Genomic DNA, 22,622 nt, shown 5'->3' on the forward strand with positions numbered 1-22,622 from the left:
ATTTATTACCCGTTCTTTTTCAAAAAAAAAAGCACTTCCGGCATGCGTAAAGCGCTTTTTTGTCTGCAAAACAAAACGGGAGCCCTTTAAAGGCTCTCCCGTTTTGTTTATGATTGTTTCACTTTTGATTTCAGCGGCAAGTCAAGTTTGACGATATCTTCATATGACTCTCTTTGGATGACAAGCTGTGCTTCACCGTCTTCCACAAACACGACGGCCGGCCGCGGAATGCGGTTGTAATTGTTGGCCATGCTGTAGCCGTAAGCTCCTGTGCAAAACACCGCCAATACGTCACCGTCCCGAACCTCCGGAATATCTAAATCCCAAATGAGCATATCGCCGCTTTCACAGCATTTCCCCGCAATCGATACCGTGTCATCACAGGCGGCGCCCATTCTGTTGGCAACGGCTGCTTCGTACTTGGCTTCATAAAGCGCGGGTCTGATATTGTCGCTCATCCCCCCGTCAACCGCCACATACTTGCGAATGCCGGGCACTTCTTTTTTGGACCCGATCGTGTAAAGCGTTGTTCCGGCATCTCCGACAAGCGATCTGCCTGGTTCAATCCAAATTTCCGGGACGTCAAAGCCAAAGTGTTCGGCGTTAGCTTTGACCGCTTCAATAATTTTTTCAACATAGCGATCTGCGGCCAGCGGTTCATCCTCTTTTGTATAGCGGATTCCGAATCCGCCCCCAAGATTCAGCACCTTTGGCGTATAGGAATAGGACTCTCTCCACTCCGCAAGCTTTTCAAAAATTTTATCGGCCGCAAGAACAAAACCTGCCGTATCAAAGATTTGCGAACCGATGTGGCAGTGTACGCCAAGCAAATGAAACACCGGCGACTCAAGCACCCGCTCAATCGCCTGTTCGACCTGTCCGTTGTGCAGGTCAAATCCAAATTTTGAATCCTCCTGGCCTGTCGTAATGTAGTCGTGTGTGTGCGCCTCAACTCCGGGAGTAATTCTGAGCAAAACGTCTACAGTTTGTCCAGCGCGTTTACAGAGCTCCTCCGTGATCGAAATCTCATGGAAATTATCCAGCACAATGCAGCCGATTTTATGCTCAAGAGCCATCTGCAGCTCTTCCGGACTTTTATTATTTCCGTGAAAATGAATCCGTTCAGGAGGGAATCCAGCTTTAATCGCTGTAAAAAGCTCCCCTCCCGACACAACGTCCAAAGACAGCCCTTCTTCTTCAGCAAGCTGAATCATCGCAATCGACGAAAACGCTTTGCTTGCATATGCGACCTGCGCCTTCAAATCGGCTTCCCGGAAAGCTTTTTGGAAATTACGCGCCCGCTCCCGTATTAAAGCGACGTCGTATACATAAAGGGGAGTTCCATATTTTTCTGCCAATGATAGAACATCGACACCTCCGATTTCGAGATGCCCGCTTTCATTTTGTCTGCTCGTACCGTGTAAAAACAATTGTCATTCCCTCTTTCTCTATCTACAAAGGTGAAAAGGACAGTCCGGATTGCCGCCCCCAACATCTTTATCCGCTTAATGAATTAAAATTTCTTACGTTGTATTATAACATTTCATATAAAAATCTAAACCATCATTTTGTCCAAATTTTCTTGATTTAAGCTGATAATGTTTTCCACGTTAAATCTACTTTTATATAGCATAGCAGAAAACTGTAATTGATAGAAATAGGCATCCTCAACAACTGCGGCACTAAAAATGGAATGGATCATAACCGTTTGAAAAAAGCAACGCATAAAAACGAAAAACCCGAGGACTGCGCCCATACGATTAGGCATTCATCTGCATATATACATAAGCATAAAGCCAAGAAAACATGATGGAAAGAGGTTATAACATGTATCAACATTATGATCCGTACGCCCCTTCATACAGCTATGCGGAACAGGATGTCCATCACCCATATCAGATGAACCAGCATGAATACAGGATCTATGAGCCGTTCGAGGGTCAAATTATCACAGCTCCGGCGAATACAAGGTTTTGGCGGAGAGGCACTGAAGTGTTCCTTCATTCGTCAACCGTTGACCCGTACGGCCGGGAAATGCTCTATATCGTCTATCCGATCAGAAGGCAGAACAACATATGCAGCCTGCGCGCCGTCGCCATTTCAGCCAATGAATACAGAGGCATGCAAACCCAAATGCCGAGATACGGATTTTATCTGTAAACAGAAAAAGAGGCTTTCAATCATGATAAGCCTCCGGAATGATTCACTGTCTCATTTTGTTTCTCGGATGAACGATACTCGGCCTGACTTTTCCTCCCGGGACGGAAGTGCGGACAAGAACGTGCCAAAATGCTTTGCCGTTAAACGGGAGAAGCGGCCAAAGGTACGGTGTCCGCAGTGATCGGATTGAGGTCATGATAATCGTTAATATCGTCAGGCCAATCACAAATCCTTCCACTTTATACAAAGCCACCAATATCAGCATAAAAAGCTTCACCATTTTATTCGCCAAGCTCAGCTCATAGCTGGGTGTTGTATACGTTCCAATGGCGGACAAAGAGACGTATAAAATGACTTCCGGTGAAAACAGGCCGACATTGATGGCAATGTCCCCGATCAAGACAGCCGCGATCAGGCCCATGGCGGTCGAAAGCGGCGTCGGCGTATGGATGGCGGCCATCCTTAAAAATTCGACTCCGAGATCCGCTAAAAAAATCTGCATGATAATCGGGATGTGTGAGTCTTTGTTTAAGCCGATATACCTCAGGTTTTCGGGCAGAAGGGATGGTTCAATGACAAACAGCATCCATAGCGGCAGCAAAAAGGTCGATGCAAGAATTCCGAAAAAACGCACCCATCTTAAAAACGTTCCCACGGCCGGCGTTTGCCTGTATTCTTCAGCATGCTGGACATGATGAAACAGCGTGGTCGGCGTAATGATGACGCTTGGCGATGTGTCGACGATGATAATGACATGACCCTCCAGAATGTGGCTCGCCGCTACATCGGCTCTTTCTGTAAACCTGACAAGCGGAAAAGGATTGAAGCCTTGTCCGACGATAAATTCTTCAACCGATTTGTCAGACATCGGCAAACCGTCGATTTTTACATTTTCGATCTCTTTTTTTAATACGGCGACCAGATCGGGGTCTGCCACGTCTTCCAAATAGCAAAGGCAAATATCGGTTTTGGAGCGCTCTCCGATATGAAGCATTTTATACCGGAGCCGCTCATCCCTGATTCGACGCCTGATCAGGGCGCTATTAACGATAATGTTCTCGACAAGTCCGTCTCGCGCCCCGCGCACGACTTTCTCTGTGTCAGGTTCTTCAGGCGTTCTGCCGGGATAGCTTCTGACATCGACGATAAAAGCAAAGCCCGCATCCTCGACAATGATGGCGACCAGTCCTGACAGCACTTGATCGGCCGCTTCATCAAGCGTTTCGACTTTGGATACCTGCTGGTTCAGCAGCCTGTTTTCAACAATTTCCTCTGCTTCGCCTGATTTTTTTTCAGCATCATCCAGATGAACCAGTTCCCTTAGCAGGTGAATGATGTATTGTGTATCACATAATCCATTTACATAATAAAGCTGGATTTCCCGGTCAAGAACGAAGACCTTTCTGACTCCGAGGTCAAAGCTTTCTCCCATACCGACCCGCTTTTTAAAAAACGCTTCATTCTTAGAAGGATCAAGGAATACGTTCGTCTTCTCTTTCTCTTTTGCCTGAGCACTCATAATACCCGCTCCTTTCTAAAATGAGCTCGACCGCCTTCATTGTGATCGGTGAACCTTTTTTGGCATCGTCTTTCCTGTCCATTTTTCCGATATCGCCGATTCCGACGATGATGGGCACATCAAGCTGATCAAGACAGTAGACCGTGTCTCCGCTCATCCGTTTGACATCAAATTCTCTTACTCCGTGTTTGTCGACTCCGAATTCTGTCAGTTCGCCGTCTGCATCAATGGACACATCCACTTTTGTCCACTCCGCGTAGTGGGTTTTGGAAGCGACGGCGATGACGCCGAGCACTTCGATTTCGGGATGTGACGCCACATATTTCATCGAAGTCTCTCCCGGTCCTTCTCCTTGCAGGCCTGAATCGTCAAACATCACAAATACGGGATCATACGGCGTTCTGAGAATCATTGATACAAGTTCAGGGCCCGTTTTCACGCTCGGATTCCCCATTGATTGGGAAATACAGCGCCCGCCGATCCGCCTTGCCGCGTATTCAATCGCTTTTGCCGCATAAATATCACCGTCTGTGACCAAAATGACCTTGCGTTTTGCTGTCATTGTTCTTTATCCTTTCGGTTTAAAAATCACGGCAACGATAAAAGCGAACAAAATCGCGGCGGAAATACCGGCGGAGGTCAGTTCAAATATTCCCATCCCGATTCCGATAAAACCGTGCTCTTCAGCCTGATGCATCGCACCGTGCAAAAGGGAGTGACCGAAGCTGACGATGGGCACCGTCGCGCCCGCTCCGGCAAACTCGATAAACCGATCATAGATGCCGAAGCCGTCAAGAATTGCTCCTGCTACAACAAAAGTTGACATCACATGCGCAGGCGTCATTTTCAAAACGTCGAGCAGCAGCTGGCCAACGACGCAAATCAAGCCGCCTGCGATAAACGCGATAACATAGTCCATCACGCGTTCCCCCCTTCAGCCCGTTCGAATACGACGCCGTGTGCGATACACGGAATCGACTCCTTTTGCTGAATAATCGTCGGGCTCAGGAGGGCGCCCGTTGCGACGACAAGCACCCTGTTTAACCTGCCCGCTTCAATCTCTTTAAAAATATGGGCGAAAGTGACGACCGCTGAACAAGCACATCCGCTTCCTCCTGCAAACACTTGCTGGTCTGGCGTATAGATGATCAGCCCGCAGTCATTATGCTTTGTCCCGATATTGATCCCTTCCTCTTGCAAAAGATCCTTTACAATCGGGCTGCCGACGCCTGAAAGATCACCGGTAAGGATCAAATCATAGTCATCCGGCGTGCGCCCCAGGTCATCGAGATGCTGTTTGATCGTATCGGCGGCGGCCGGAGCCATCGCTGACCCCATATCCTGTGAATCGGTAATTCCCAGATCGATTACTTTTCCGACGGTTGCGCTTGTTATTTTAATCCCGCTTGGCTGCTGGCTCAGCACCACCGCTCCGCTCCCCGTTACGGTCGAGGTTGCGGTGCCGGGCTTTTGCCCGCCGTATTCTGTCGGATAGCGAAATTGCCTTTCAGCCGTTGCATTGTGGCTGCTTGTTGCGGCAAGAGCCCTTTGGGCAAAGCCGCCGTCAATCAGCGCTGAACCGATCGCGATCGATTCCATCGATGTAGAGCAGGCTCCAAACAAACAAAGAAACGGGAGCTTCAAATGCCTTGCCACATAATTGGCGGTTACATTTTGATTAAGCAGATCTCCCGCCAGGAATATATCGATGTCTTCCTTTTTCAGATTCTGCTTGGATAATGCCGATTCGATCGCATCCTCCATCAGCTTGCGCTCCGCCATTTCCCAATTTTTTTGATTGCAATGCATATCATCGTATGTTTTATCAAATAAATGCCCCAAAGGCCCTTCTTTCTCCTTTGGACCGACCGCTGTGCCGCTTGAATTGACAAACAGCGGGTTTTGGAATACCCATGTTTGCTTTCCCTTTGTTTTCATTATTTCTTCCTCCTAAAACAGCTTGTCAAAAGCATAGCGGATGATGCCGACAATGTATGCGGCGACAACGCCGAACACGATGACATTGCCGGCCAGTTTAAACATGTTAGTCCCGACGCCGAGCACATATCCTTCGCTTTTATGTTCAAGAGCTGCGCTCGCCATGCTGTTGGCAAACCCCGTAACCGGAACGGCCGAGCCGGCGCCTGCGAACTGTCCGATCCTGTCGTAAACCCCGAGCCCTGTTAATAGAGCGGATATTAAAATCAGGGTGGCGACCGTCGGGTTTCCCGCTGTTTTTTCATCAAAATCAAAAACGGTCATATAAAAATTTTGAAACGCCTGTCCGATCATGCAGATCAGACCCCCTACGACAAAAGCCTTTAAGCAATTCATAACATAAGGCGGGCTGGGCTGATAAGTTTTTACTTTCGATTGATAATTATCTTTTAAGCTTGACATGATAATCCTCCTTTTATGACAAATGAACAAAGATAAGCCATTGAAATAAGGAGCCCAAAATTTTTCCGAATACAATGGCCATCAACAGAATTATAATCCTGTCGCCCATGCCGATTCTCTTGAACAGAATCGGCAGTACGTTAAGCACTTCCGTAAGAGCAGCCGCAAGCATTCCGATAAAAATGCCGGCAAGCAGCCCAATAGGAATCAAAAGCCACTTCGATAAAAAAAACCGGTTCATATTCAATGATTCCCATCCTCCGAAAACGGCCCCGAAGATGACGGCCCATTCATATGCCTGTATATATGCTCTTGTTTTTGTCAGCTGGGTCAGCCTCGGGATAATGCCGAGCACCGTAAGGAAAGCGACAAAACCGGAACCCACCGCTACCCCTCCCGCAAGACCGAGAAAGATGAGAAAAAGCGTGTTAATGATCATGGATATCCTTTGTCGTTTCTTTATTTTCGTTCATGGCCACATATTGGTCCAAATCGAGCTGATATTTGAATATCTCGACTTCAAGCGGGCTGGGTTCTTCATTAAATCGTTTTTTAAATAGGTGGTTGAAAAACAAAATCATGCCGAGACCCAAGCCTATACTGTACGGTACCTGCAAAAGATAGGGGTATCGGTTTTCTTTTCCCGTTATCATTTCATAAAGCAGGATGTGGACTTCCCTCATGCTGACATCTTCATGAAAGTTCATCACGGCAAGACCCGCACCGACGAACAAAAGCAGCCAGACAGCGATAAATAAAACAGGAGATAATCCCCGTTTAGGATATTTGACCTCCACGATGGTTTCAGCACCGCCGACGGTTTGGACATCAAGGTCTGGAAACGATTTATGTATGGCCTCGATAACCTTCATGACATCCAATACCACCATGTTTTGGTCTGCTTTGCTTACCTGGTAGATAGGCAGCCGTTCAAGCTTTTCTTTGTACCGACGGTCGCCCGCCACCTGTGCGATATGCCCTAGTGTGATGAATTCATCGGGATCAGCCTCTAGACGGTGGCGGAGCCTGATAAAAACTTGACGTTCCATCTGGGTCACTTCCTATATGATGGTTATAGTTGTAGTATGAGGTACATCTCATTTATCATTCACTTCAGCCGTGAAAGTCCATAAATTACCACGCCGAAAAAGCCGGCACGTCATAGCGGCCGGCTTTCGTCCGGGACTGCCTTGTCAAACGGCAGTCTATGTTTCAGTATGGTCCATCTGGTTTTTGATTTGCTTTAAAATTTTCTTCTCAAGGCGGGATACCTGGACTTGGGATATCCCAAGGCGGTCGGCAACCTCTGATTGCGTCTGGTCTTTGTAATACCGTAAATAGACAATCAGTTTTTCCCTTTCATCCAAATCCTTAATCGCTTCTTTCAAAGCGATTTTATCAAACCATTTTTCTTCTGACTGATCGGCAATCTGGTCAAGAAGTGTAATCGGATCCCCGTCGTTTTCATAAACCGTTTCATGAATCGACGAAGGCGAACGGACGGCTTCCTGCGCCATCACGACTTCTTCGGAGGAGATCCCGAGATGCTCGGCGATTTCCTGGACGGTTGGTATTCGGCCATTTTTCTTGGAGAGCTCGTCTTTCGCCCTCCTGATTTTGTTGCCGAGCTCTTTTAGCGAACGGCTTACCTTTACCGTTCCGTCATCCCTGATAAACCGCTGAATTTCCCCGATGATCATCGGGACGGCATAGGTGGAAAACCGCACATCATAGGAAAGATCGAATTTGTCCACCGATTTCAGCAAGCCGATACAGCCGATTTGGAAGAGGTCATCCGGCTCGTAGCCTCTGTTCAAAAAACGCTGAACGACTGACCAAACAAGACGCATGTTTTTTTCTATGAGGAGGTCTCTTGCTCTTTGATCGCCGTTCTGGCTGTTTTTTATGAGTTCTTTGACCTCATGGTCTTTAAGCTGAGTGCTCTGGTTTTCTTTTTTAACCTCCACATCCATAACAAATCTCCCTTAATTGCAAAGCGCTTTGCTTTTTGATAAGTGCTTTGTTAAGTGTATTGTGGTTCCCATCTCAGGAGAGGAATCGATCGTGATATCGTCCATGAAATTCTCCATGATGGTAAAGCCCATTCCCGATCTTTCAAGTTCAGGCTTCGTCGTAAACAGCGGCTGGCGGGCTTCTTCCAAATCCGTGATCCCGACGCCTTCATCCCGGATCGTTAAATAGACGATATGGTCCTCAAGCGTGACGGAAATATACACGGTTCCATCTCCCGAATTTTCATACCCGTGGATGATCGCGTTTGTGACTGCTTCTGACACCACTGTTTTAATTTCGGTTAATTCATCCATTGTCGGGTCAAGCTGGGCGATAAAGGCGGCGACCGTCACCCTTGCGAAAGATTCATTCTGGCTGAGCGCTGAAAATTGAATATTCATCTCATTTTTCATGACGCCACCCCCAGTGTTTCAAGCGCCTGCTGTTCAGAGTGTTCAAGGCGGATAATTTTAAACAGCCCAGACATATCAAATAAACGTTTGACGGCCGGGGAAATCGCGCAGACAATCATTTCTCCGCCCAGCTGTTTAATTTCCTTGTATCTGCCTAAAACGACGCCGAGTCCCGAACTGTCCATAAACGAAAGTTCTTCAAGATTTAAGACAATATGGCGAACATCGTGCTGACGCAAATGATCACTGACTTGGCTTCTTAATGTTTCTGCTGTATGGTGATCAAGTTCACCCGTCAACCGAATACAAAGCACGGATTCTTTGACGTTTAAGTCGATTCCGAGGCTCATCCTCATTCCTCCTTGATATAAATCGGATAATGAGTGTTTCGATTCGCACTTTACAAATTCCTTCACCATGACAAAACTAGTGGCCGTTCGGCATTATTCATTCCACTTTGTCCAGTTTGTCATCGTCCGCTTAAACATGGTCCAAAACCCAGCTTGATCCATGTCTTTTTCCGCTACAAGAGGGCTTTCATGCAAAACCTTGCCATCCTTTTTCAAAACGAGCGTGCCAAGCTCGGTGCCTTTTTTGACCGGAGCCTGGATATCTTTCTTTTGTATCATCTCCTTTTTGACGGCTTTGATATCTTCGCCTTTTTTCGTCAAAAGGGAAATCGGTTCTGATGTGACAAGTTTTATTTTTTGCTCGCGGCCTTTATTGACCTTCAATTCGGAAATGACTTCATTTCGCTTATACATCGGATGTGTTTCATATTGGCTAAACGCGTAATCAAGCATTTTGGTAACCTGCGCATTTCGTTCCTTCGGCGTGCTGGCGCCAAATACGACGGCGATCACACGCATGTTTCCTTTTTTCGCAGAGGCCGTCAAACAGTATTTTGCTTCATTTGTAAACCCCGTTTTGACACCGTCGACTCCCGGATAGAATTTGATCAGCCGGTTTGTATTGACGAGCCAAAACTTTTTATCGGTGTTTTCTCTTAAATAATCCTCATACGTTCCCGTAAACTTTGTGATTTTATCATATTTTAAGAGCTCTTTCGCCATGACGGCCATATCGTAGGCCGTGCTGTAGTGGCCTTCTTTAGGAAGGCCTGTCGTATTTTGAAAAGACGTATTTTTGAGACCGAGCTCAGCAGCCTTTTCGTTCATTCTTTTCACAAATTCTTCCTCTGACCCGGCAATATGCTCCGCCATCGCGACAGATGCATCGTTTCCAGAGCCGATCGCAATCCCTTTCAGCATCTCTTCCACTGTCATCTCTTCACCGGGCTCAAGAAAGATCTGCGAACCGCCCATTGATGCGGCAAATTCGCTTGTTCTCACTTTATCTGTCATTTTCATCTTGCCCTCATCAAGGGCTTCCATGATCAGCAGCATGGTCATCACCTTTGTCATGCTGGCCGGCGGAAGCTTCTCATGGCTGTTTTTGTCATATAAGATCTTTCCGGTGTCCCGTTCGATCAAAACGGCGGATTTCGCTTCATGAGCGAGCTCAGGGGTTTTCGATTGACTTTCTTTCGCAAACGCGGATGGCGTTGTCATCAGGATTATCGTAAAAATCAGCAATTTGGATAAATGACGTTTCATCACCCAGACCTCCATTTCGTAATCCTTTCTATTTTTTCCAATTCAGGTGGATTTATACGGATATGCTGGTAAAAATTTCTCAACAAAAAAAGCCACCCCATGTCCAAGCTTTGGACATGGGGTGGCTTTTCAATGTGCCGAGCAGCACTTTATTGCTTATCGCCGATTTTGGCCACAACTGTTTTGATCAGCCGTAAAAAGTCGGCTTTTACTTTTTCGGTTACTTCCATGACTTCATCATGTGACAGCGGCTGATCCAAAATTCCGGCCGCCGCATTTGAAATGCAGGAAACACCGAGGACGCGAAGGCCGGAATGCCTTGCCACAATGACTTCTGGAACGGTTGACATTCCGACGGCATCAGACCCGATCGTCCGCAGAAAACGAACTTCGGCAGGCGTTTCATATGATGGACCTGAAACTGCGGTATACACGCCCTCCTGAACCGAAATGTTCAATTCTTCGGCCGTTTGCTTCGCCAGCCGGCGGAGATCTTTGTCATAGGCTGCCGACATATCGGGAAATCTGACGCCAAGCGCCGCATCATTCGGACCGATCAGCGGGTTTGTGCCCAAATAGTTAATATGATCGGAAATGATCATCAAGTCGCCCGGACGGAATGATTCATTGACACCGCCAGCGGCGTTGGTCACGATGAGCGTGTCAACGCCGAGCTCCTTCATGACCCTTACCGGGAAAGTGACCTTATCGAGCGAATAGCCTTCATAAAAATGAAAGCGTCCTTGCATCGCAACGACTTGAATATTCCCAAGCGTTCCGATGACAAGCTGCCCTGCGTGGCCTTCCACTGTAGAAACCGGAAAATCCGGGATCTCTTCATATTTTATTTTCACGGCTTCTTCAATTTCATCGGCAAGCACACCGAGCCCTGATCCCAATATCAGGCCGATCGACGGTTTGTGTTTTGCTTTGCTTTTAATGTATCGAGCGGCGTTTGAAATCATCTGTTTCACGTTCAGTTTCCTCCTATTTAAGCAGGGATAAAAAGCTTTTTCCGTACTTTGGCATATTCGTTTTAAAGTTGTCGGCGATCGTCGCTCCGATATCTGCGAATGTATCAGCGAGAGGGAGCTGTGCCGTTTTTTCGTGCTTTTTGCTGTATACGAGCAGCGGAACATATTCCCTCGTATGGTCCGTTCCATGGTGAATCGGATCATTTCCGTGATCAGCGGTAATGATCAAAAGATCATCTTCCCGCATTTTTTCGAATACTTCCGGCAGGCGCGCATCGAACTCTTCAAGCGCTTTTCCGTATCCTTCGGGATCGCGCCGATGCCCGAACAGCGCGTCAAAGTCCACAAGGTTGACAAAACTGATGCCTGTGAAATCCTGGTCAAGCGTTTGAACCAGCTTATCCATGCCGTCCATATTTGAAGTCGTTCTGAGCGATTCGGTGATTCCCTCGCCGTCATAAATATCGGAAATTTTGCCGATTGCAATGACATCGAAATTATCATCCTTCATTTCATTCATCACGGTTCTGTCAAACGGTTTCAGCGCATAGTCGTGGCGGTTCGGCGTCCGTTTAAACTCGCCCGGCTTTCCGACGAATGGCCGTGCGATGACGCGGCCGACCATATATTTTTCATCAAGCGTGAGCTCGCGCGCGATTTCGCAAATGTGATACAGCTCATCAAGCGGAACCACTTCTTCATGGGCGGCAATCTGCAACACTGAATCAGCAGATGTATAGACGATAAGCGCTCCCGTTTCGATATGTTCAGCGCCCAATTCATCTAAAATCGCCGTCCCTGAAGCCGGCTTGTTTCCGATTACTTTTCTGCCTGATCTTTTTTCAAGTTCATTGATCAATTCGTCAGGAAATCCATCTGGGAATACCCGGAATGGTTTGTCTATGTACAGCCCCATAATCTCCCAATGGCCGGTCATTGTATCCTTTCCATTTGAGGCTTCTTTCATCTTTCCGTAGTAGGCGAGCGGCTGTTCGGCCCGCGGCACTCCTTTGATCTCGCGGATATTGCCCAGTCCGAGCTTCGCCATGTTCGGCAGGTTGATTCCTCCCATATGCTCGGCAATGTGGCCCAAGGTATCCGCACCTTTGTCATTAAATGTTTCAGCGTCAGGCGCTTCGCCGATTCCGACGGAGTCCATGACGATTAAAAAAACGCGGTGATATTGATATGCAGGCATTTGATGGCCTCCTTTTTCTTTCTAATGATCTTTAGGCTGTCACGCATAAAAAAGCAAAATACCGCTATTATCCAAGTATAAACCGTTTACACAACGGTTGACAATATGAACGCAAATAGTGAGAAACTTCCCGCAATTCACTCATGGCGCGGCCGTTCGCCGGCAAATGAAAAACCGCGCTTCGGCCTGCGCGGCTATGCACGGGGATGATACTGCTTATAAACGTCTTTCAGCCTTGTTTTCGTCACATGGGTATAGATTTGCGTTGTGGAGATATCGGCATGTCCGAGCATTTCCTGGACGGCCCGCAAATCCGCTCCGTTTTCAAGCAGATGCGTGGCAAATGAATGCCTCAGCGTATGAGGCGTCAGTTCCTTTTTTATCCCCGCTTCCAAAGCGATCTTTTTTAAATTTTTCCAAAATCCCTGCCGGCTCATCTGTCTGCCGTGATGATTCAGAAACAGGGCGTCTTCGGTGTTTTTCTTAAGAAGCTTTCCTCTTGCCTTTGAAAGATATTCCCCGACCGCATGAGATGCCGCTTCACCAAGCGGAACAATCCGCTCTTTTCTTCCTTTTCCGAAGCAGCGGATAAATCCCATCGACAAGTGAACATCGCTAAGCTTCAATTCGATCATCTCGCTGACGCGGATCCCCGTCGCGTAAAGCAATTCAAGCATCGCCTTATCCCGATAGCCGAACGGGCTCGTAAGCTTCGGGGTGTCCAGAAGGGTTTCCACTTCCTGCAATGACAGCACCTTTGGAAGCGTGCGCTCTGTTTTTTGCGTTTCAATATGGACGGACGGGTCCTGCGCCGTCACCTTTTCTCTCAGCAAAAACTGGTGAAAGGCCCGGATTGAAGCGAGATGTCTGGCGATCGTCCGCCCGGATTTCCCGGCTTCCTTCAAATGCTTCAAAAACTGAATGATGTGCAGCCTTGTCACCTGATCGAGCGAGCTCAGGCCCTCTGTATCCTCCAAATAGGCTCTATAGCTGTTCAAATCCCGTTCATAGCTGACAACCGTATTGTGGGAAAGCCCCCGCTCAACCACGGCATAGTGGATAAAATCTTTAATATGAACTTTCACGCTATCCTACTCCCCGTTTAAATAAAAAAAGATTAACCGGTTAAACCAGCCGTCCTGTTCGCCCCCGTCCATTGAGGAGACCTTGAGGGCGGCTCCATTCGGTTCATCGTACCGATGATAGTTTTCATACTCTGAATTTATCCATATCATAGCATAATAAAACAAGACGGTAAAACCGGTAAACAGCACGAACACCTTGATCATATCAGCGGCCGTTTTCAGCATTTTCATCACGGTTTTCAGGTCCTTTCTTTTGATTCGATTACTAAAACGTATGCCAAATGAGACAAGTTTTATACGTGTGAATCAAAAAAGAACCCGCTCCAAAAATGAAAGGGTTCCAGCATATCCGGTCCTATTTCGCTTCTTTTTCTTGACAGTCATGACAAATTCCGTGGAATGTCAGCCTGTGGTCTTTTATTTTAAACTTCCAGTCCTTTTCAATGATTTCCTCAACATCTTCAAGCAAATCCTCTTCAATTTCAACGACTGACCCGCATTCCATGCAAACGAGATGATGGTGGAAATGGGCAGCCCCTTCTTTGCGGAGGTCATATCTTGACACACCGTCGCCAAAGTTGATTTTATCCACTACTTTTAATTCAGTTAACAATTCAAGAGTCCGATATACTGTCGCAAGACCAATCTCAGGAGATTTCTCTTTTACGAGGAGGTATACATCTTCTGCGCTTAAATGGTCTTCCTCATTCTCAAGCAGCACCCTTACAGTCGCCTCGCGCTGAGGGGTGAGTTTATAGCTGGAAGAATGCAGTTGCTTTTTAATCCGATCAATACGTGTTTCCATTGACTTTCCCTCCTACGCCGCATTACCTAGCTTATTATAACAAAACGAGCGCAGAGAGCCAACTATAATTATTATAAATTGATAAACAAAATGAATATCTCTTAATAATCATTATAAATTAATTCGGCTTTGCTTGAATATAATTCATCAATTTTTCCATGAACAGCGGCGAAAGATAAGCTTCGAGGAATGAAGAGATGAGCGACATGGCAAAAATCAGGACAAGTACGAGCGCATACCTTCCAAACCAGTGAACAGGCGCTTCCGTAAGGCTTCTTTTCACAAACAGCTGCCTGATCAGCCGCAGGGAAAACGCGATGGCGCACGTTCCCATGATCAAGTAGGCCGGGATCAGGAGAACATTTTGCGGGAGCACGGCTACAAAAGACAGGAAAAAGCCGTTGATCCCCATTTGATTCACTAAAAAACCGACCGTAAAACCGACAACGATCCCTTTTAAAAAGACCATGATAAAAATCACGGGCAGGCCGATAATGGAAATTCCGAGAATCCACATCAGACCAAGGTATTTCATATTATGAAGAAGACTCTGCAAAAACATTTCTTTCGAACTTGCCGCTTTCCCTTCTGAGAGCTGTCCAAAAAATTGGTTTAAATAATAGAACAAATCTTCCTTTTGGCTGATCGTCATACTGTTCACGATGACCGCACCGAAAATCACACCCATTAAAAATAACACAGAGACGAATAAATAGATCGACAAATGGTCTTTCATATGCTGAAATATAAGCTCTTTCATTGAGTGCTTCCGCATGTATCTTCCTCCCAGACGCGCTTTTGATTTTAATAGATTGTATGAGAGAAAAGAGAAACGCATGACTTTTTTTGATCAACAGACTGAAAATCTAAAAAAGGAAGGCTTAAAGGATCAGCCTTCCCGAGCAAAGCGGCACCATGCTTTTTTATGTTTCTTCAGGACCGCCCGGCATCCGTTTTCATCGTCTTATTGGCGGCGATCACAAACGGCAGGTAAATGATCGTGGAAATGGCGAGGCAGAGAAAGCCGACGCCGAGAGCGAGCCAATTCCCTCCCGTTCCGAGAAACGGAATCAATGGCCCGGGGGTCGTCCACGGAACAGAATAGGCGATCGGCGGAATGATGTGAAGCTTGATAAACAAATACCCGACAACCGTGTTAACGGCCGGCACGATGATAAACGGAATCATAAAGATCGGATTGAGTACAACCGGCAGGCCGAAGATGACGGGTTCATTGATGTTGAAGAGTCCCGGACCGATGGATAGCTTGCCGATGTCCCGATAATCCCTTCGCTTTGAAGCGATAAAGATCGCAATTAAAAGACCGAGCGTCATCCCGGAGCCTCCGTAGTTCGCAAAAGCATCATTGAGCGCCCATGTTTCCGGAAACGGAGCATTCCAGGCAGATCCCGTTTTTGCCGCATAAGCAAGATTTTCAAGGTTGGCTTCGGCAAAAATCGTTTCTCTGATCGCCGCTATCGTATTCGGCCCATGAATCCCGAACAGCCACAGAAAGTTGGCGACGACGCCGAGAAAGACGACCGTGAAAATGTTTGTGCCCATATCTCTTAGAGGCGCCTGCAAAACGGTATATACCAATTCATGAAGCCCGTTTTTCGTCGCGGACGCGAGGGCAAAGCTTAAGATCGCAAAGCCGATGGTAATCATTATAATCGGAAACAGAACTTTAAACGTCCTGGCGACCGCCGGAGGCACCTGGGGCGGCATCTGAATTTGCAGCCGCTTCGAATTCGCAAGCCTGCTGAAGACTTCCCCGACGATAATGCCGATGATTAAAGCGACAAACAGACCTTGGGCGCCGAGCCATTTCATCGTTAAAAAGCTCTCACTGTCGACCAGACGGTACGGCGGATAAATGATAAAGTAGCATGAAACAGCCGTCAGTCCCGCCAGAAGCTCATCCGCTTTCAATGAAATGGCGAGATTGCGGGCGACAAGAAAGACGACAAATATGGACATAATGTCCAGAGAGCCCCGCAAAACGGGCGTAAAAATCGTCTGGTAATCTGCTAAATTGGGAAATGCTTTATCAAGAAATAGGATTTTAGCGATGAAACCGTCGGGAGACAAAATCGCAAAATTGAGCAACGTGATGATAGAGCCCGCCATGATGATTGGAAAAGATAAAATAAATGCGTCTCTGATCGCGCAAATATGCCGCTGTGAATTCAGCCTGGCCGCGACCGGAACCAAATACTTTTCGACGGTTTGTTCAAATTTCTCCATGAATCCGCTCAAAACTGACCCCCTCCTTTTATTTGATCAGCTGCAGCGCTTTTTCCAGCACGGCTTCGCCATTCATTGTCCCGTAGTCCCTCATATCGATCACGGCAACGGGAGTATCCCCTGCCATTGATTCAACCTGGGATTTTTGATAACGGACTTGCGGCCCCAACAGAACGATGTCGGACTCGGCAATCATCGTCCCGGCTTCTGAAACGGGCAACGCGATAATCTCAATATCTTCTTCCATCTGTTCGGCGTGTTTTTTCATTTTGTTGACAAGCAGGCTTGTCGACATGCCTGCCGCGCAAACCAATAAGATTTTTTTCATTGCTGAGAGGTCCCTCCTTTTGTATTTACCGGGCTTTACCGCCAGAGAAAACGCTTCCATTTTCTTTTGGGTACCATTTTGACCTGGTCTTTTATCCTATGATCGAAATAGACAACTGTTTCATAAAAAGCAAAATATTTATTTTCCTTTGCAGTCATATTTTGGACAGCTTCTATAAATGCTTCCCGAACAATTGTTTAGTTTACCTAATGTAATTTTCAGATTATTGCGTTATATTTCATAGGAATATTCAAAATAGGAGGATGACATGAAAGCGAATATGAGCGAAAACATGCTGAGCAACAAAGATTTATTGCCTTTACAGCCTGAAGAACGAAATTGGAAGGCTGTCAATTTTGCTTCGATTTGGATGGGCTGCATACATAACATCCCAACTTATGCCACTGTGGGGGGATTAATTTCAATCGGACTTTCGCCATGGCAGGTATTGGGGATTATTGCTGTCGCTTCGCTCGTCCTCTATGCCGCACTTGCACTGAACGGCCACGCGGGAGCAAAGTACGGCGTGCCTTTTCCCGTTTTAATCAGATCTTCTTTCGGCATCTATGGCGCGAATATTCCGGCCCTGCTCAGGGGATTTGTGGCGATCATGTGGTTCGGCATTCAAGCTTTTGCGGGAAGCACGGCCATTAACATTCTGCTTCTGAACCTGTGGGGCGGCTGGAAAGACATAGGCGGAGATTGGAACTTGTTCGGACTTCATTTATCGGGGCTGCTGTCATTTATTTTCTTTTGGGGAATCCATCTGCTTGTGCTTCACCATGGAATGGACTCGATCAAAAAATTCGAAGTCTGGGCCGGTCCCCTCGTTTATCTCGTTTTCGGCGGAATGGTTTGGTGGGCGGTCGATATTGCGGGAGGGCTCGGTCCCATCTATTCCCAACCGGGTAAATTTCATACGTTCGGCGAATGGATATGGCCTTTTCTTGCAGGGGTGACAGGAATTATCGGGATTTGGGCGACATTGATATTAAACATTCCCGATTTTACAAGATTTGCAGCATCCCAAAAAGAACAAATCAGAGGACAGTTTTACGGTCTTCCCGGAACATTCGTACTCTTCGCCTTTGCCAGCATTACCGTAACCTCTGGTTCACAAGCCGCATTCGGAAAGCCGCTGTGGGATGTCGTCGATATTCTCGACCACTTTGACAATCCGTATATCATCGCCCTTTCCGTCATTACGCTTTGCATTGCCGCCGTTTCGGTAAATGTGGCTGCCAACATTGTCTCGCCGGCCTATGATTTGGCTAATTTTCTACCAAAATATATTAATTTTAAACGGGGAAGCTATATCACTGCCATTCTCGCCCTGTTTACGTTTCCGTGGAAGCTGATGGAAAACGAAGCCAGCGTGTTTTCATTTCTCGGCACGATCGGCGGAATGCTGGGCCCCGTCGCTGGCGTAATGATCGCCGATTATTTTGTCATCCGAAAATGCCGCCTTAATGTCGAAGAGCTTTATTCTGTCAACGGTCGGTATATGTATTACAAAGGCTATAATTACCGCGCATTCGCCGCTGTTGCGCTCGGAGCGTTCATCTCTTTAATCGGCGCCTATCTTCCGGCGCTGAAGCCAATCTACGATATATCTTGGTTTTCGGGAGTGATTCTCGCATTTGGAACATATATCGTTCTGATGCGCATTCATCCGCCCTCTGCTGTTCAGACTCAAACGGCTGAATATACCGCCGGCGGCAGCCTATAAACATTTATTCCTCCATCCATTTACTTTTTTGGTCTTTAATAGGATAATAGGCCAAAACATATGGAGGGGAGTACCTATGAATCCTATTTTGCTTGATTTTCCGGACGGCTTTCAAACCGAACGCCTCCTTGTCCGGGCGCCGCTGGCCGGTGACGGCAGGACCGTTCATGATGCGATCCGCACATCTTTACCTGAGCTTCAACCACGGATGCCGTTTGCCAGAGAACTGCCGAAGGCGGAGGAGACCGAAATCAATATCAGGCGGGCGCAGGCCGATTTTATTTTGCGAAAAGACTTGAGAATGCATATTTTTCATCGGGACAGCGGTGAATTTGTCGGAAGCACCGGGCTTCACCACATGAACTGGGATGCCCGAAGATTTGAGATCGGCTATTGGTGCAGCACCGCATTCGCCGGACAAGGATATATGACGGAAGCGCTTCATGGCCTCATCGCTTTTGCCCGTCACCATCTCGCGGCAAAACGGCTGGAGATATACTGTGACAGCACCAATGTCAAAAGCAGAAACATGGCTGAGCGGCTCGGCTTTCAGCTTGAGGCGGTTTTGCGGAGTGATCATCTGTCAAGCGATCAAACTGAGTACAGAGACACGTGCTTATACGCGGCTTTATTCTGAGTGTGCCTCTAAATCGGCCGCTCCATAATGAAAAGGCTCGACATATGCAGAGCCTTTTTTCCTTTTTATGGTTTTCTCCAATATACTGAATAAGGATCAATGGAAACGAGTATGGATTCATCCAGTCCATGCTCTTTCAGAAAATCGAGAACGGCCGCATGACACCCTTTTAACGTAAAATCGTCAATAATCACAAAGCCGCCCTTTGATACTTTGTCATATAAATTTGAGAGGCTATCCATTGTCGATTCATACATATCGCCATCAAGCCGCAATATGGCGAGCTGATCAATCGGCGCCGAAGGCAATGTATCCTTAAACCATCCTTTCAAAAAGCGAACGTTGTCTTCAAGCAAGTCGTATTTTTCAAAATTTTGTTTGACTTCTTCAAGCGACACCCTCAAAAAATCAACCTTATGATGGCGGTCTCCTTTATCCTGCGGATATTTTTCGATATCCGGCGCCGGCAGGCCTTCGAAGGAATCCGCCACCCATACTGTACGGCCGTCTTCTCCATGCACTTTTAAAAAGCCTTTCATAAAAATACAAGCTCCGCCCCGCCATACGCCGGTTTCAATAAAGTCTCCCGCTATGTTTTCTGTTAAAACCGTTTCCATGCACATTTGCAGATGATTCATCCGCACCCGGCCGATCATGCTGTGTGCAATCGGCGGCCAATCCGTTCCCGCTTTGCGGCGCTCGTAGTCCGGAACGACATATTGGACGATTTTTACATTCTTTAATCCGATCTGCTTTTGCAATGATTCGGGTACAGGGGTGGAGAGCGGAATGTAACGCTCATGCTCTTGCCAAATTTCAAACAATATCGCTTTTTTTAACAGTTCAAGATACATTTGTTTTGCCTGCTCCATTTCTATCCCTCCTATGTTGTGAATGCTCTTTAGCATCTTATGTTTTATGCGGATGACAAGTTCTAAGATATTTGTTCCGAAAATCAGGCCGTTTTTTCACCATAAAAAAGAGCATCCCTTGTGAAAAGAAATGCTTTTTTTCGTAGTAATATTCCAATGTCAACGCAACAGTAAAAGTTCCCGCTTCACCGTATCCCCAACACCATCCCGTAACAGGCTATGCCGGATGTCAGTTTTTCCTAAACATGTCGACATGCGGGATGCCGTCTTCAAGATAGACGCCCGAAACGGCCTTAAATCCGAACGCTTCGTAAAAAGAGCGCAAATAATCCTGAGCTTGAATCTTGACCGCCGTTTCTGTCCATTCGCTTTCCAAAAAGCGGAGCGCTTTTTCCAGAAGGACTTTCGCATAGCCGTTTCCTCTGTCCCGTCTGCGGACGATCACCCGGCCGATCGACGCTTCATCATAGACATTCCCGCTTGCAAAAAGTCTGCAATACGCCAAAATCGCGCTTCCGTCGGCTAAAAATAAGTGATGCGCCTTTTGATCCATATCATCAAGCTCAGGGTAAGGGCAATTTTGCTCGACGATGAAAACATCGATTCTCAGTTTAATGATTTGATACAGCTCTTCTTTTGTTAATTCCCCGAATGATTTCAATTTCCATTCCATGTTGTTATCCCCTTTTCACTTTTCCGTAGGTTCCGCCGCCTCCGGCCTGCAGCTGCATCTCTCCCGTTCTCGCTTTGATCACAAGCTCGGCCGTCTCAGGGCGAAGCGTGTCGCGCAGCTCTTCCCTCTTCACATGATGAAGAATATTCATCTCGGTTCCAAACGCCCGCTTGAGCTTCTGAATCGTTTTCGGTCCGATGCCGGGGATCATCTGAAGCGGCACCTGGTGAACGTATGGCGGCCGCTTGACCGGGCTTTCGTCCTGATCATAGAGTTCCTCAAGGCGCGTGCTGACCCCTTTTGTAAATTTCGTGCTGCCGCATGATGTGCATGTTGCATCATGAGCCTCTTTCAGAGAGCCGCATTTTTCACAGGCGGTCTGATAATACTTGCCCAATTGCGGATTCATCCCATAGTTTGCGGCAATTTTGCGGCCCGCTTCTCCTTTTAAAGCAAGAGAAAATTCCGTAAAGCTCGCATGCTTCATCAGCAATTTATTATACTCCCGGCCGATTTTCCCTAAAGAATGGGCATCCGAATTGGTCAGAAACGCGTATGCGTTCAGCTCTGATACATGCGAAGCCATGTGCGTATCACTGCTCAACCCAAGTTCGACTGCATCAATCAGACGTTCGTCAAAAACCTCTTTCAGCGAAGATTTGACGCCTTTTCCGTACAGGCTTTTGTGCGGCGTGAAGATATGTGCGGGAATAAATAAACCGCCGAGCGCTTTCACTTTTTGCTGAAGGCCGACACCTGTCTCATAGATGCGCTGGGAGCTGAGGTGAATGTTCGTCACTCTTTGTGAAAGCCATTCGGAGAACTCTTTCATCTTTTCGATCGTCGGCATAAAGGCCAAGACGTGTATCGGACCGCGGCACCTGTCGTCATAGATTTCCAGCTCCGCCCCGCACAGAAGCACGGTCTCTTTGTATTGGATGCCGCCGTCATCAAGCTCTGTATAGCGTCCGGCTGACACCCCTTTTTCGATTTCGGCAAGCACTTCGGGCGAATGACAGTCAATAATGCCGATCAGCCCCATCCCTTTGTGCTCGCTTGCTTCAATCAAAATTTCATCAAGCGTCAATGTTCTGGCTGCCGTGATTTTAACAGGCCGTCCTGATTCTGTCCGGCCGATATGGATATGCATGTCTGCGAATATTTCTTTCATTTCTTAGCTTGCAGGGCTTCGCGCAGCTCTAAATACTGGATGGCGTACGCCGTTTTTGCATCATAAATATCCCGGCTTTCCATCAGCTTCCGCGCTTCGGCAAGCGGCACCTCCATCACTTCTACAAATTCGTCTTCATCAAGCTCGCGTTTTTCTTCAAGTGGGGTTAGCTGTTCAGCCACATACAGATGCACCAATTCGTCCGCAAACCCCGGAGATGTATAAAACGCGGTGATTTTTTCAAGCGATGCCGCCGTATATCCCGTTTCTTCCTCAAGCTCCCGCAGCGCGGTGTATTCGGGCTTTTCCCCTTTTTCAAGCTTCCCGGCCGGAATTTCGACAATCGTCCGTTCAAGCGCTTTTCTGTACTGTTTGACGAGGATGATGTTGTCTTCTTCTGTCAGCGCCAACACTGCCACCGCACCGGGATGCTTCACGATTTCCCGTTTGCTCGTCTTGCCGTTCGGCAGTTCGACATCTTCGAGATAAAGATCGATCACCTTGCCTGCAAAAAGCTTTTCCTTTGAAATGGTTTTCTCCTCTAAATGTTTCAGTTTGATCATCTCCTAAGTTCTGTTGCTGCTGTTGATCCCATACATTTTATCATACACCATGTGAGGGGGCTTTTGCCATGAAGGTCTACCGTTTGCCAAACGGAATCGTCATATCCGGGAAAGCGTGGGAAATCCGCGCCAAACTGAGGGAGTACGGCCGGACTTATCGATATATGAAAGATTGGATTTCATATGAAAGGAGATAAAGCAGAATCAAGTTTTCCTTTA

At 47.1% G+C, this 22,622-nt stretch carries 28 protein-coding genes; 4 read left to right on the forward strand and 24 right to left on the reverse strand.

The features are described from left to right. Window positions 1–107 precede the first annotated feature (107 nt). Complete coding sequence (lysA, locus tag BTR1S_RS08075) at window positions 108–1,430, reverse strand: diaminopimelate decarboxylase (protein WP_006636476.1); 1,323 nt, start codon at window positions 1,428–1,430, stop codon at window positions 108–110. A 397-nt stretch (window positions 1,431–1,827) separates the two neighbouring features. On the opposite strand from lysA, the gene BTR1S_RS08085 reads away from it, so the two are divergent. Then, window positions 1,828–2,160, forward strand: coding sequence for a hypothetical protein (locus tag BTR1S_RS08085; RefSeq protein WP_006636478.1), 333 nt, complete (start codon window positions 1,828–1,830; stop codon window positions 2,158–2,160). Between the two features lie 43 nt (window positions 2,161–2,203). On the opposite strand, the gene BTR1S_RS08090 is transcribed toward BTR1S_RS08085, so the two are convergent. The 19 genes from BTR1S_RS08090 to BTR1S_RS08180 all read right to left on the reverse strand — a co-directional run bounded on the left by BTR1S_RS08090 (window position 2,204) and on the right by BTR1S_RS08180 (window position 16,758). Then, the gene (locus BTR1S_RS08090) at window positions 2,204–3,679 is read right to left on the reverse strand and encodes a spore germination protein (protein WP_006636479.1); all 1,476 of its coding nucleotides are present in this window, start codon (window positions 3,677–3,679) and stop codon (window positions 2,204–2,206) included. Then, window positions 3,633–4,241, reverse strand: coding sequence for a stage V sporulation protein SpoVABEA (gene spoVAEA, locus BTR1S_RS08095; RefSeq protein ID WP_006636480.1), 609 nt, complete (start codon window positions 4,239–4,241; stop codon window positions 3,633–3,635). The genes BTR1S_RS08090 and spoVAEA overlap by 47 nt, the downstream gene beginning before the upstream one ends. A gap of 6 nt (window positions 4,242–4,247) precedes the next feature. Continuing rightward, window positions 4,248–4,598, reverse strand: a complete 351-nt coding sequence (gene spoVAE, locus BTR1S_RS08100) for a stage V sporulation protein AE (RefSeq protein WP_006636481.1) — start codon at window positions 4,596–4,598, stop codon at window positions 4,248–4,250. Beyond that, complete coding sequence (gene spoVAD / locus BTR1S_RS08105; protein WP_006636482.1) at window positions 4,598–5,617, reverse strand: stage V sporulation protein AD; 1,020 nt, start codon at window positions 5,615–5,617, stop codon at window positions 4,598–4,600. Before spoVAD ends, spoVAE begins: the two co-directional genes overlap by 1 nt. A gap of 12 nt (window positions 5,618–5,629) precedes the next feature. Continuing rightward, complete coding sequence (gene spoVAC, locus BTR1S_RS08110; RefSeq protein ID WP_006636483.1) at window positions 5,630–6,079, reverse strand: stage V sporulation protein AC; 450 nt, start codon at window positions 6,077–6,079, stop codon at window positions 5,630–5,632. 13 nt (window positions 6,080–6,092) lie between these two features. Then, complete coding sequence (locus BTR1S_RS08115) at window positions 6,093–6,518, reverse strand: stage V sporulation protein AB (RefSeq protein ID WP_006636484.1); 426 nt, start codon at window positions 6,516–6,518, stop codon at window positions 6,093–6,095. Continuing rightward, a complete protein-coding gene (locus BTR1S_RS08120) occupies window positions 6,508–7,128 on the reverse strand; it encodes a stage V sporulation protein AA (RefSeq protein ID WP_006636485.1) in 621 nt (206 codons plus the stop codon). Before BTR1S_RS08120 ends, BTR1S_RS08115 begins: the two co-directional genes overlap by 11 nt. A 156-nt stretch (window positions 7,129–7,284) precedes the next feature. Continuing rightward, window positions 7,285–8,052 carry an RNA polymerase sporulation sigma factor SigF gene (gene sigF, locus BTR1S_RS08125; protein WP_006636486.1) on the reverse strand — a complete coding sequence of 256 codons (768 nt, stop codon included), beginning with the start codon at window positions 8,050–8,052 and terminating at the stop codon, window positions 7,285–7,287. 12 nt (window positions 8,053–8,064) lie between these two features. After that, the gene (spoIIAB, locus tag BTR1S_RS08130; protein WP_006636487.1) at window positions 8,065–8,505 is read right to left on the reverse strand and encodes an anti-sigma F factor; all 441 of its coding nucleotides are present in this window, start codon (window positions 8,503–8,505) and stop codon (window positions 8,065–8,067) included. Then, complete coding sequence (gene spoIIAA, locus BTR1S_RS08135; protein ID WP_006636488.1) at window positions 8,502–8,855, reverse strand: anti-sigma F factor antagonist; 354 nt, start codon at window positions 8,853–8,855, stop codon at window positions 8,502–8,504. Before spoIIAA ends, spoIIAB begins: the two co-directional genes overlap by 4 nt. A 93-nt stretch (window positions 8,856–8,948) precedes the next feature. After that, window positions 8,949–10,121 carry a D-alanyl-D-alanine carboxypeptidase family protein gene (locus tag BTR1S_RS08140; protein WP_006636489.1) on the reverse strand — a complete coding sequence of 391 codons (1,173 nt, stop codon included), beginning with the start codon at window positions 10,119–10,121 and terminating at the stop codon, window positions 8,949–8,951. Between the two features lie 149 nt (window positions 10,122–10,270). Further along, window positions 10,271–11,086, reverse strand: a complete 816-nt coding sequence (locus BTR1S_RS08145; RefSeq protein ID WP_081605344.1) for a purine-nucleoside phosphorylase — start codon at window positions 11,084–11,086, stop codon at window positions 10,271–10,273. Between the two features lie 22 nt (window positions 11,087–11,108). Then, the gene (gene deoB / locus BTR1S_RS08150) at window positions 11,109–12,293 is read right to left on the reverse strand and encodes a phosphopentomutase (RefSeq protein WP_029418323.1); all 1,185 of its coding nucleotides are present in this window, start codon (window positions 12,291–12,293) and stop codon (window positions 11,109–11,111) included. Between the two features lie 194 nt (window positions 12,294–12,487). After that, on the reverse strand, window positions 12,488–13,378 hold the full coding sequence (gene xerD, locus BTR1S_RS08155; RefSeq protein WP_006636492.1) for a site-specific tyrosine recombinase XerD: 891 nt from the start codon (window positions 13,376–13,378) through the stop codon (window positions 12,488–12,490). Window positions 13,379–13,384: 6 nt separating this feature from the next. Then, window positions 13,385–13,612, reverse strand: a complete 228-nt coding sequence (locus tag BTR1S_RS08160; protein WP_029418322.1) for a YqzK family protein — start codon at window positions 13,610–13,612, stop codon at window positions 13,385–13,387. Window positions 13,613–13,733: 121 nt separating this feature from the next. After that, window positions 13,734–14,183 carry a ferric iron uptake transcriptional regulator gene (gene fur, locus BTR1S_RS08165; protein WP_006636494.1) on the reverse strand — a complete coding sequence of 150 codons (450 nt, stop codon included), beginning with the start codon at window positions 14,181–14,183 and terminating at the stop codon, window positions 13,734–13,736. A gap of 118 nt (window positions 14,184–14,301) precedes the next feature. Further along, entirely contained in the window at window positions 14,302–14,958 is a 657-nt protein-coding gene (gene spoIIM / locus BTR1S_RS08170) for a stage II sporulation protein M (RefSeq protein ID WP_029418321.1), read from the reverse strand. 158 nt (window positions 14,959–15,116) lie between these two features. Next, a complete protein-coding gene (locus BTR1S_RS08175; RefSeq protein WP_034325580.1) occupies window positions 15,117–16,430 on the reverse strand; it encodes a PTS sugar transporter subunit IIC in 1,314 nt (437 codons plus the stop codon). Between the two features lie 28 nt (window positions 16,431–16,458). Further along, window positions 16,459–16,758 (reverse strand): PTS sugar transporter subunit IIB, encoded by a 300-nt coding sequence (locus BTR1S_RS08180; RefSeq protein WP_006636497.1) that lies wholly within the window; start codon window positions 16,756–16,758, stop codon window positions 16,459–16,461. Between the two features lie 268 nt (window positions 16,759–17,026). Here BTR1S_RS08180 and BTR1S_RS08185 point away from each other — a divergent pair, with 268 nt between their 5' ends. Then, entirely contained in the window at window positions 17,027–18,487 is a 1,461-nt protein-coding gene (locus BTR1S_RS08185) for an NCS1 family nucleobase:cation symporter-1 (RefSeq protein ID WP_006636498.1), read from the forward strand. A 76-nt stretch (window positions 18,488–18,563) separates the two neighbouring features. After that, the gene (locus BTR1S_RS08190; RefSeq protein WP_029418320.1) at window positions 18,564–19,124 is read left to right on the forward strand and encodes a GNAT family N-acetyltransferase; all 561 of its coding nucleotides are present in this window, start codon (window positions 18,564–18,566) and stop codon (window positions 19,122–19,124) included. Window positions 19,125–19,189: 65 nt separating this feature from the next. Here the strand turns inward: BTR1S_RS08190 and BTR1S_RS08195 are convergent, their stop codons facing one another. From BTR1S_RS08195 to BTR1S_RS08210, 4 genes are all read right to left on the reverse strand, one after another. Then, on the reverse strand, window positions 19,190–20,002 hold the full coding sequence (locus BTR1S_RS08195) for a TylF/MycF family methyltransferase (RefSeq protein ID WP_029418319.1): 813 nt from the start codon (window positions 20,000–20,002) through the stop codon (window positions 19,190–19,192). Between the two features lie 223 nt (window positions 20,003–20,225). Next, window positions 20,226–20,669: a GNAT family N-acetyltransferase gene (locus tag BTR1S_RS08200; RefSeq protein ID WP_006636501.1), complete on the reverse strand. Its 444-nt coding sequence runs from the start codon at window positions 20,667–20,669 to the stop codon at window positions 20,226–20,228. Window positions 20,670–20,673: 4 nt separating this feature from the next. Next, window positions 20,674–21,840: a TIGR00375 family protein gene (locus tag BTR1S_RS08205; protein ID WP_006636502.1), complete on the reverse strand. Its 1,167-nt coding sequence runs from the start codon at window positions 21,838–21,840 to the stop codon at window positions 20,674–20,676. Then, complete coding sequence (locus BTR1S_RS08210; RefSeq protein WP_029418318.1) at window positions 21,837–22,394, reverse strand: NUDIX hydrolase; 558 nt, start codon at window positions 22,392–22,394, stop codon at window positions 21,837–21,839. Before BTR1S_RS08210 ends, BTR1S_RS08205 begins: the two co-directional genes overlap by 4 nt. A 77-nt stretch (window positions 22,395–22,471) precedes the next feature. Between BTR1S_RS08210 and mciZ the strand changes: the two genes are divergently transcribed. After that, complete coding sequence (gene mciZ, locus BTR1S_RS08215) at window positions 22,472–22,600, forward strand: Z-ring formation inhibitor MciZ (protein WP_029418317.1); 129 nt, start codon at window positions 22,472–22,474, stop codon at window positions 22,598–22,600. Window positions 22,601–22,622: the final 22 nt, after the last annotated feature.

The organism is Bacillus sonorensis NBRC 101234 = KCTC 13918, assembly GCF_001592005.1.
In the GTDB taxonomy this organism is placed as follows: domain Bacteria; phylum Bacillota; class Bacilli; order Bacillales; family Bacillaceae; genus Bacillus; species Bacillus sonorensis.